General features: G+C 40.7%; 6 protein-coding genes. 4 read left to right on the forward strand and 2 right to left on the reverse strand.

Translation table 11 applies throughout. The features are described from left to right. The first annotated feature begins 512 nt into the window (after window positions 1–512). The 3 genes from ACT3SX_RS11030 to copM all read left to right on the forward strand — a co-directional run bounded on the left by ACT3SX_RS11030 (window position 513) and on the right by copM (window position 5,375). Window positions 513–2,732 (forward strand): NADP-dependent isocitrate dehydrogenase, encoded by a 2,220-nt coding sequence (locus ACT3SX_RS11030; protein WP_442440077.1) that lies wholly within the window; start codon window positions 513–515, stop codon window positions 2,730–2,732. Between the two features lie 1,020 nt (window positions 2,733–3,752). Continuing rightward, on the forward strand, window positions 3,753–4,361 hold the full coding sequence (locus ACT3SX_RS11035) for a pseudouridine synthase (RefSeq protein ID WP_442069994.1): 609 nt from the start codon (window positions 3,753–3,755) through the stop codon (window positions 4,359–4,361). A 177-nt stretch (window positions 4,362–4,538) separates the two neighbouring features. Then, on the forward strand, window positions 4,539–5,375 hold the full coding sequence (copM, locus tag ACT3SX_RS11040) for a CopM family metallochaperone (protein WP_442069992.1): 837 nt from the start codon (window positions 4,539–4,541) through the stop codon (window positions 5,373–5,375). Window positions 5,376–5,528: 153 nt separating this feature from the next. Here the strand turns inward: copM and ACT3SX_RS11045 are convergent, their stop codons facing one another. Further along, window positions 5,529–7,451 (reverse strand): M61 family metallopeptidase, encoded by a 1,923-nt coding sequence (locus ACT3SX_RS11045; protein WP_442062887.1) that lies wholly within the window; start codon window positions 7,449–7,451, stop codon window positions 5,529–5,531. 413 nt (window positions 7,452–7,864) lie between these two features. Here ACT3SX_RS11045 and ACT3SX_RS11050 point away from each other — a divergent pair, with 413 nt between their 5' ends. Next, window positions 7,865–8,350, forward strand: a complete 486-nt coding sequence (locus tag ACT3SX_RS11050; protein ID WP_192519662.1) for an FKBP-type peptidyl-prolyl cis-trans isomerase — start codon at window positions 7,865–7,867, stop codon at window positions 8,348–8,350. A gap of 612 nt (window positions 8,351–8,962) precedes the next feature. Here ACT3SX_RS11050 and ACT3SX_RS11055 read toward each other — a convergent pair. Beyond that, window positions 8,963–11,173 carry a carboxy terminal-processing peptidase gene (locus ACT3SX_RS11055; protein WP_192519661.1) on the reverse strand — a complete coding sequence of 737 codons (2,211 nt, stop codon included), beginning with the start codon at window positions 11,171–11,173 and terminating at the stop codon, window positions 8,963–8,965. Window positions 11,174–11,485 lie beyond the last annotated feature (312 nt).

Below are 11,485 nucleotides of genomic sequence, written 5' to 3' on the forward strand. Positions count from 1 at the left end.
TTATCTATATCCGATAAAAAACCACCGACTATAATGTAGGTGGTTTTTATAACAATGCAAATATACTATACCTTACATACGCAATAAAAGCCAATGAAAAAGCAGTAGTTGCATGGAAAAGATGATATCAAAGCTGATGACTGATAGAATAAGGTCGTTATTAGCTTATAATAATTTGAACACATAGGGTATGTATGAACATAGTATAATTAGTTCATTATACAAGATTGACATCATAGCTCGTTTGTAGTCAATCAACTATAATATAAACTTGGTGATTTATGACTCTCAGGCAGTCACGTGTAGACAGTCAAAAAATCACATTACCCTAATGACTATTAACAAACGTAGGTAAAAGAAAAACTTAAGTGATTTCTAATCATTTATTAGAGATGACACATGATGTACTTGATCCAATCATATAATTTGTTTGTACGTAGTATTTCCAAACTGTATTCGACATTATATGTATGCATTATTATTAACGACAACTAAAGGGATACCCGATTACAATGTCAAAAATCATTTATACAAAAACTGATGAAGCCCCAGCGCTAGCGACCCTGTCATTTTTACCCATTGTTGAAGCTTTTGCCCAAACAGCAGGCGTTTCTGTTGAAACCACTGATATCTCAGTTGCCGCTCGAGTGTTGGCTGAATTCCCTGAGTACCTAACTGAAGAGCAGCGTGTACCTGACAACTTAGCGGAGCTAGGTCGTCTGACACAAGATCCTGATACCAACATCATCAAACTGCCAAACATCAGTGCTTCTGTACAGCAGCTCAAAGCCTGTATCAAAGAATTGCAAAGCAAAGGGTTTGCCATTCCTGATTTTCCAGAAGACCCACAAACTGACGAAGAAAAAGCATTACGTAAGCGTTATGGTAAAAGCTTAGGCAGTTCAGTTAACCCTGTCCTACGTGAAGGTAACTCAGATCGCCGCGCACCAAAAGCCGTTAAAAACTATGCACGTAAGCATCCACACTCTATGGGTGAATGGAAGCAGTGGTCAAGCACGCACGTATCACACATGCACGGTGGCGATTTTTATGATGGCGAGCAATCTATCACTTTAGATAAAGCTCGTACTGTACGTATGGATCTACTACTTGATGATGGCACCAAAAAAGTCTTAAAGCCTGAAATTGCCTTGCTTGATAAAGAAGTCATCGACCTGATGGTCATGAGCAAAAAATCACTGCTAGAGTTTTATGAGCGTGAAATGGAAGACTGCCGCGAAGCTGGTATTCTGTTTTCACTACACGTAAAAGCGACCATGATGAAGGTATCTCACCCTATCGTGTTTGGACATGCGGTCAGAATCTACTACAAAGAAGCCTTTGAAAAGCATGGTGCTTTCTTTGATGAACTAGGCATCAACGTCAACAACGGCATGGCCGATCTTTATGACAAAATCTCAAAACTACCAGCCTCAAAGCGTGAAGAGATCGAGCAAGACTTGCATGCTTGTCAAGAGCATCGCCCACGTCTAGCTATGGTTGACTCTTCAAAAGGTATCACCAACTTCCATTCACCAAGTGATGTGATCGTTGATGCCTCTATGCCAGCGATGATCCGTTCAGGTGGTAAGATGTGGGGCGCTGATGGCAAAATGTACGATTGTAAAGCAGTCATGCCTGAATCTACCTTTGCACGTATTTACCAAGAGATGATTAATTTCTGCAAATGGCATGGTAACTTTGATCCAAAAACAATGGGTACAGTTCCTAACGTTGGCTTGATGGCACAAAAAGCCGAAGAGTATGGTTCACACGATAAAACGTTTGAGTCTAGCGATGCAGGTATTGCGCGTATTGTTGATATTGATACCGATGAAGTCTTGCTAGAAAAACGTGTGGAAAAAGGTGATATCTGGCGCATGTGTCAGGTCAAAGATGCACCTATCCAAGACTGGGTTAAACTGGCCGTGCGCCGTGCACGCGAATCAAACACGCCAGTTATCTTCTGGCTTGACCCATACCGTCCGCACGAAAATGAGCTGATCAAAAAAGTTCAAACCTATCTAAAAGACCATGACACTGAAGGTCTACATATCGAAATCATGTCGCAAGTACGCGCCATGCGTTATACCTTAGAGCGTGTCGCTCGTGGTCTTGATACCATCTCTGCTACTGGTAACATTTTACGTGATTATCTCACTGATCTGTTCCCAATTTTAGAACTAGGCACCAGTGCTAAAATGCTGTCTGTTGTTCCATTAATGAAAGGTGGCGGTTTGTTTGAAACTGGTGCAGGTGGTTCTGCACCGAAACACGTTGAGCAGCTAACAGAAGAAAACCACTTACGTTGGGATTCATTGGGCGAGTTCTTAGCCTTAACAGTATCTTTGGAGCATTTGGCAGAACATGACAAAAATGCTAAAGCCAAAGTATTAGCAGACACACTAGATACAGCGACAGAAAAGCTACTATTAAATGACAAGTCACCATCACGTAAGACTGGTGAGTTAGATAACCGTGGCAGCCACTTCTATCTAGCTATGTACTGGGCTGAAGAGCTAGCAGCACAAGATCAAGATAGCGAGCTAAAAGCGAAATTCACACCATTGGCGCAAAAGCTCAAAGAAAATGAAGCTGCCATTGTTGAAGAGCTTAACTCAGTTCAAGGCAAACCTGTAGATATCAAAGGCTACTACTATGCCGATGAAACATTGGCCAAACAAGCAATGCGCCCAAGTGCTTTGTTTAATGAAGCATTAGCATCGCTGTAATAGCTAAGCGATTATATTTAGGCTATTAAGTCTTAGGACGTGTCCTCATTTTAAAAATGGTGATAAAAATGAGATAAATTGCCGTCAAACGAGAAAAATAGTGCAGATAATATCGAGATATTGACCAACTATTTGACGATGTTTGGCAAAGTTTAGCTATTTTTAGCCCATTTAGAGGACACTCGTTTGAATTGAGGACACGCCCTAGTAAACAAAACACCTCAACCCTCTTATGGCGTTGAGGTGTTTTTTTATGTGTCTTCTACAAGTTTTGTAGCGAGTCAAATAAAAAACACTTACATAAGTAGCTAGGGGTGGATACACATCTATAAACCATACTACTCAAAGCTTAAATACTCTTAGGAAATACCCATCGTGGATTATCGCTTTACCAAAAACAAAACTTCTTAGTTGTCTGTTAGATATCGCAAGCGTCACTGGCATTCTGTTATGCTAGCTATTTTATTATAATAGTATTTTATACACTCATTAACTAAACAAACTTGAAGACAACAACTGCTCTTACATACAGCACATTTATGTATCAAAAATATGAATACTATTTTTACAAAATGACTTTAGGGCATGTTGAACATTCAAATATTATTTTGGTATTGATCTAGGGCGTGTCTTCATTTCAAAAATGGTGATAAAAATGAGATAAATTGTCGTCAAACAAGAAAAATAGCGCAGATAATATCGAGATATTAACCAGCTATTTGACGATGTTTGGCAAGATTTAGCCATTTTTAGCCCATTTAGATGACTATCGGGTGATATTGAAGACACGCCCTAGTGTAATAAGCAAACATGTAAACTATATAGTTACGTTTAAATAATTTCGATACAAAAAAACCGAGTGCAAGCTATACACTATTATGGTTGGCGAGGATGACGATGTAGCGGATTTACATGAGATTGGCTATAGTAATTAACCTATAGCTACTTTTAGCTTATTTTTAGTATCAGATATCTGTTGTAATGACTCACTAACGATTTAAATTCAGGAAATATCACTCCATGTCGACTTCTAGTCTCATTATATTTAATAAGCCTTATGGGGTACAAAGTCAGTTCAGAGATGACAGTAATAATAACCATACTACCCTATCCCAGTATTTTACTGATAAATCCTTACGAGTAGCTGGTCGGCTTGATGCTGCTTCAGAAGGTCTGCTGATTTTGACCAATGATGGGCGCGTCAATAAAGCGATTACCCATCCACCCAAAGCTAATGCCGGGCGCAAACAAGGCAAGACTTACTTGGTGCAAGTCGAAGGAATTCCAACTCCTGAACAACTAAAAGCGCTGCAAAATGGCGTGGTGCTAAAAGATGGCAAAACCCTCCCTGCTGAGGTAAAACACATCAGTGCAGATGAGCTACCGATGCCGCTATGGCAACGTGATCCACCGATACGTGAGCGTAAAAGTGTGCCAGACTCATGGTTGATGATAACTATTTATGAAGGTAAAAACCGTCAAGTGAGACGCATGACTGCACATGTGGGACTGCCTTGCTTGCGTTTGATACGTTGGTCAATTGCAGGGTTTAAATTGAATGACTTAGCAGTTGGTGAGTCTATACGAATTCATTTAGATAGTGCGCACTTCCAGCAGCTAGGTATTTAAGACTAACCTACCGTCAATCCCATACACATCGAATACGGGCTCAAGAAAATAGCTTACGACCTATTAAACAGAGTGTCTCGAACGAGTAAGGTTTGTCTGTTAAGCTTAAACACATCATTGGTTATGTATAATAGGCCACATTTATTTATTATTAATTTTTTATTTTAGGAATATCTCATGATTGCTTCTCATCGTTTTGTGTTATTGGCCACCAGTATTTCTACTGCACTTATACTGAGTGCCTGTCAGCCGAAAACAGAAAATAGCGAAGCAAGTCTTGACGAAGAAACCATCTCACCCGTAACAGACATGGCTGAAACCCCTGAGGAAAACGATGCTAATGACCTGTCAGAAGACGAAGATACCATAGACGAAAGCCAAATGACGGATGAGCTCAGAGATTACACAAGAGCGATGACAAGAATGCATGATGAAATGATGATTGGCATGAGTTATAACGATCCTGATACCGCCTTTGCTAAAGCGATGCTTGGTCATCATCGTGGTGCGATAGAAATGGCAAAAATTCAACTGAAATATGGCAGTGATGAAGAGATACGCCAACTGGCTCAAGATATTATTGACAATCAGCAAGTAGAGATCGCTATTTTAAATAAATGGCTTGCCAGCCACCCTGATACCGTCAAGCCTAAACCCAATACTGAGGCCATGCAAGAAGCCTATGCAAGAAGTATGGATGTCTTGAATGGTGACATGGTATTAGGAATTGCAGATCCCGTACCTGATATGGCATTTGCGCGCGGCATGCTACCGCATCATATTAGCGCGGTAGAAATGGCAAAAATTCAACTGGAATACGGTACTAATGGAGAGATGCGTCAGCTCGCTAAAGATATCATTGACGCACAGCAAGCTGAAATTCAGTTAATGCAAAACTGGATTGCTGCTTTAGAAGTTATTAATAATGAGCCTAAAGCCAATAATAGCGCAATTGATGATGATACCAACAGCACTGATAATGATGAAGTACAAATTGAGCAGCCAGTGAATTAGACTTTAAGGTCTATAAAATATAGCGAATTGCTGATAACTCTTCGCCATAAACCTAGCCATCCTGCACCAAATCTGTTTTTGGTACAGGGTGGCGCTTAATATCTGATTGTCAGTAGCTACTATAACACTTACGGATAGAAAAACTCTCGATACTCAATAGCGGCTCATGACATTGAGCCATGCTTGCCAATCCTCCTCTATTAAATCCTGTTTATCATTGATATCGGACAGTGTCATGCCTTTGATTAAATGCAGACTGACTTTATATGGAACAGTCGTGTCATGACTAGTATCGATACCTTCATCAGCGTCAAGCTCAATAACCGCTTTAGGTAGCACATTCACACATATCAGTTCATCACGGCGAAATAAGTGACATTCCACGTCACGCGTGGCAGTACTAAGTGATGCTAACTGTTTTGTATCAGCTTTGATACCGTCAATCGCTACGATAATATCATTCGCTGATATACCAGCTTTAGCAGCTGCACTCTCACGCTGTACGCGATTGACCTTCAGTCCTGCTGGTGTTTCCGTACAGCGCATGCCCCACGGCACATGCTTATCAGCAGTCTCTTTGGTATTGGCACGTATTTTAGTGCCATTGGCCGCCAACAGTGCCTCGATAGGGAGCTCTTCAACACCATTGACATATCGACGCTCAAAATCCTCCCAAACAGTTAGTGGTATAAACTGCCCAATTACCGCACCCATATCAGCACTATTGATACCAACTCGTTTGTTGTCGTTTTGCTTGGCTTGCGTATAAAAAGCTTTAACCACGTCAAACAAACGATAGCGACCATCTGTGTGTTGCAGCAGTATTAAATCCAAACACAAGGCTACCAACGCTCCTTTATTGTAGTAGCTGATACCAGCATTGTTTGTATTCTCATCATTGCGATACAACTTAATCCAAGCATCAAAGCTCGACTCTGCAACGCTTTGGTGCGCACGACCAGCCGTTTGATAATAACGATTGATCTGTTCGGCTAATAATTTAAGATAGCTTTCCTTATCAATCACACCTGACGCTTGCAACATAAAATCATCGATATAAGAGGTAAAACCCTCAAACACCCATAGCAATGGCGTAAAAGCTTCACGACGCAAATCGACATCCAACATTACATCTGGACGTACTGTTTTAACCCACCATGCGTGAAAATACTCATGGCTACACAAACCTAAAAAGCGCTGATACTCGGCACTTGGGATTTTTGGCTCATCGACACTTGGCAAATCACGGCGCGGAATGATCAAACTGGTCGAATTGATATGTTCCAAACCGCCATAATCTTGACCACTGGCAAACGTCATAAAAGTATAATCATCAAACGGTGCATCGCCCAGCCAGTCTAAGTACGTCTGACAAATTTGAGTGACGTCTTGCTGGACTCTGCCCATATCAGCACTGTGTTTACCAGCCAAATAGAAGCTGTGAGGTAGCGTTTGATGCGTATCATCTTGAACAATAAAATCAAACTTATCTTGTTCTGCGATTTCAAAAGGATAATCAATCAGCTCATGATAGCTTTCAGCTTGTAATCCATAACTGTGCTGAGCGTCGGTTTTTAAATGCACAGACTCTAAGCCCGAGGCTAACTGTACACGCTCTTCCTCTCTATCTGCAAAGAATGTGGCCGGTACGATTAAGCTCACCGTGACAGCCGTATCTTCTTGCCCTGATACTGCCAATGCAAGTGAAGTGAAGTTGCCATACAATCGCTGCTGATCGACATAAGCGGTACGTACCGACAGATCATAACAATAAACTTCATAGTGCACGACTACTGTCTGTCCTGTTTTAATATGCGGCAGCGCCCAAGTATGTTTGTCTATTTTTTGGCCACGATACCTCTCGGACTTTTTGTTATCGCCTACTATTTGGCTATCTAACACTTCATAATGCACAGCGGTAATGTTTCGCGCAAACTCACGCATTAGATAACTGCCCGGTATCCATGCTGGTAACCAAAGCTGGGGAGCGTCAATCGTTGCGGTAAAGCTAAGCGATACATCAACCAAATGTTCAAAGAAACGCTCAAAATCGAATCGATAGCTAACATTAGGCATCGTATTCGAATCATTATTATTAAAACTATTCTCGATGTTATTGGTTACTACTGACTGATTGCTAGTAACTGAAGTCATGGTCATTTCATCCTTATTTTTATAGTTATGTTAGAGAGCCTTACCCAAAAACGCAAATGCCAAACTAGCAACACCTTATAACCGTCTTCAAACGATGAAAAACAAAAATTTTTCTATAAAATATGGCATTTATTAGGATTAAATAGCATTTTTTCGTACTTTTACCTTGAAAGTTATATGTAGCATCTCAATTAAAGATGCTAACTGTTAAAGTTACTTTAATAAACTGATGATAATTGACTCATGACGTGGCTATTTGGCTTGCTAATTGAATTTTTTAGGTTTATTGCAACCGTATTTAATTTTTTACATAGATATAATATTTAGGATAATTTATGACTACTATCGCAAAAGATACAGCCGTCAAATTCAATTACACACTAAAAGACGACGAAGGCAACATCCTTGACCAATCACCAGAAGGTCAACCACTTGCCTATTTGCATGGCCATAGCAACATTATTCCAGGTCTTGAAAAACAGCTAGAAGGTAAATCTGCTGGCGAACAAGTAAATGCTGTTGTTGAGCCTGCTGATGGCTACGGCGAATACCAAGAGCAAGCGGTACAACACGTACCACGTGAAAACTTCCAAGGCGTTGATGACATCCAACCTGGTATGCAGTTTCAGTCAGAAGCTGGCGGCCAAGTAATGCTAGTGACCGTTACTGACGTAAACGACAAAGAAGTAACTGTTGATGCAAACCATCCATTGGCTGGTAAGCGTCTAACGTTTGACGTTGAAGTTCAAGAAGTACGTGCAGCAACTGAAGACGAACTAAACCATGGCCATGTGCATGGTGCTGGTGGCGTTGAGCACTAATCTATTCTAAAGAATAGTAAGAAAAGATGAGGTGATAAGCTATTATCATTTTATCTAAAAAGTCAGTAGTTATCGCTACTGGCTTTTTTTGTGCCTGTTTTTAGGCCTATAACTTATAGAAAATACTACTAAGGCTTTATGTCGTCAAACTGTATGCCGTCAGATACGGTTGATTCAGTTAAAGATAAATATCAAGCAATCGGGTATAAGCGTATATGTGATACCTCAAGCGAGGTCAACGCTGTAGCTCCGCTCCTTTATAGACGATAGATAATAAAGAATAAGTATGTCGTCATAAACCTGTTGACTACTACCCTTCAAACATAACAAAGCCGCATAACGACAAGCGTTATGCGGCTTTTATCATTAACCATCCATGTCATCGTTAAAAGATACCTAATCCCGGGGTATTTTCTAACTATTTCGGGCATCCAGCCCTATCATCCTTAATCAGCAAACCATCTATCCTTGATGCGACTTTTAAGATACCAATCCCTAGTACCAATGAACCTATTCGTTCAGTCGTGCCGTACAGTTATAATCGCAGATTGACCCATAGTTAGTAAGAGGTATAAACGTCTATTAATGTAAGCATATGCTTACATGAACCTGTTACAACTTATCTTCTGGACTTAGCAGCATTTCAGGTTTAGCACTGAGCATGATGTAAGCCGCTTCGTTGATGAAGACTTCATCTTCAGGTAACTCTGGACGCTCACTGGCTTTCATACGGCTACGTTCTTCAAACTTTGCATCCATGGCTGCTTGATAAGTGTTCCAATTTGCATAAGGACGCTCTCCAGTAGCAATGAGGCGTTTGTTTTCAGCTTCTAATGAACGCTTTTCAATCAACTTCATCTTAGCTCGGCGACTATTAATATCAAGTTTGATAGGTTTCTTTTCATCTTCCATATCACGAATATCATTCAACGCTGATAAATACACAAACTGTGGATTTTGCTCTTGACGAATTTTAGACTGTTGATTAAGAGTCGCTAATGTATCACTAGTAAACTTCCCTTCAGGCTTGTAAGGAGCTGTTTTGATAGTATCCCAAGGAAGTGCTTTTTTCTGTGCTCGCTCACCAAAGGTTGCATCATCATAGATATTGACCAATTCAACATCAGGCACAACGCCTTTATTTTGCGTACTACCACCAGTCACTCGATAAAACTTGCGCTGCGTTAAAGTAGCAGAACCCAACGCCAAACTATCTAGCTGAATTTGAGCAGAACCTTTACCTGTCGTGGTACTACCAACGACCAGGCCACGACCATAATCTTGAATAGCCGCTGCAAATATCTCGCTGGCTGATGCAGAGGCTAAGTTGGTAATGACCGTCATATCACCATCATAAAGCTGCTCACCACCATCGTCATCACGGTAGACTTGAACATTGCCACGATTGTCACGGATTTGTACCATAGGTCCGCTTTTAATAAAGAAGCCAAGCATTTTAGCCACTTCATCTAACGAACCGCCTGGGTTATTACGTAAATCAACAACTAGCCCATCGATGTTTTCTTTGTTCAAGGCTTTCAGCGCATTTTCGGTATCGATACTGACACTGCGATAGTCTTCACCATTACGGCGTGCTTGATAATTGAGATAAAAACTTGGAATTTCTAGGACACCAATACGCTTCGGCGTTTTATCAATATTAGGGCGCTGCACTTCTACAACGCGATGGGTCACGCCCGATTCTTCTTGCTGAATGATATCGCGTACCACAGTTACCGTACGAGCACTGGCATCAGGTGTATTAGGCTGGCGTAGTTTAAGCGTTACTGAGGTACCGCGCTTACCACGAATCAAACCGACAATTTCGCGGGTTGACCAACCCACTACATCTGTCATGGTCTCACCATCTTTTGCAATACCAACAATCAAATCATTGGGTTTGATTTGACCAGACTTAGCCGCTGGGCCTCCATCTACCAAGGTCACAATACGAGTATAATCTGGGTTTTTACGATCTGGACGAATAGATACACCGATTCCTTCTAACTGTAAACTGGATTGAATTTGCAACTCAGTTGCCTGAATTGGTGCATAATAATTACTGTGTGGATCGTATGTCAGCATCGCTGTATTGAGAACCGTTTCCATGATTTCATCATTGGTAAGGCGTTTCGACTGCTCTTGCTGGCGTGACAAACGATTTAATAAAATTTCACTTGGTGTTCGCTGGTCATTGCGCACCAAGTCTTGTCCACGCGTAATGTCTGGATTATCTAAGAAAACTTGTTCTTTGGCTTTTTCGTCTTCTTGACCAAGCGTAATACTTATCAAACTAAATTTTAACTGGCGTGCCCAATAGTCACGCTGCTCTTTTTTGGTTTTGAAATGATTGAGCTTTTCGCGATCAAGCACGATTGTGTCGTCACCAGTCAAGTCGATATCAGTTTTTAGCATCTTACTTGCCATCTCAAAATACTCTTTTGAGCGCTTACGATAGCGCTCAAAAACATCGACTCCCGCAGACAAATCGCCACGCTTGAGCCTAGCACCGAAATCATCGCCATATTTTTTCTTAAACTCATCGACATCAGACTGCAAAAATAATGTATGGTTTGGATCAAGGCTGTCAATATACATAGACAGAATCTCAGCACCAGTTTTACTATCCAGAGGCTGATTAAGATAATGACTACGATCCAACAATGCAGCGACTTGGCGAGTGGTGACTTTTTGTTCAGGAGTTTGTACGAAACTTTCAGTATTGGTGTCGGCTACGGCGGTTCCATAGCTTTGAGCAAGAATGATACCGGCGATGCCCACTGACGCTGCACTGAGTAGCCACTGTGCTGGTTGTTTTTTCATTATATATACCTAGTTATTTTGCGTTAGTAATATTATTTATATTATAAAAACCGAAAGTGATTGAGTTAATTACAACCCATACACTCTACCCTCTCTATGCTTTACTTTAAAGCATTGGTTACCGATATTAAATGTCGCCACTAACTGCCAATATGTACTGTTAAAAATCAATCAATATTATCATAAGCATAAATGCTGGACTGTCTCAAACTGTATAAGCAATATTACACGCTACGCGTGCACATACCAAATTTTCTATTATATTTATCCTACATAATTATTTACACCTATGATTAATGACTTAGCACCTAC

Origin of the sequence: Psychrobacter sp. AOP31-B2-9 (genome assembly GCF_052378005.1) — a bacterium.
Taxonomy (GTDB): domain Bacteria; phylum Pseudomonadota; class Gammaproteobacteria; order Pseudomonadales; family Moraxellaceae; genus Psychrobacter.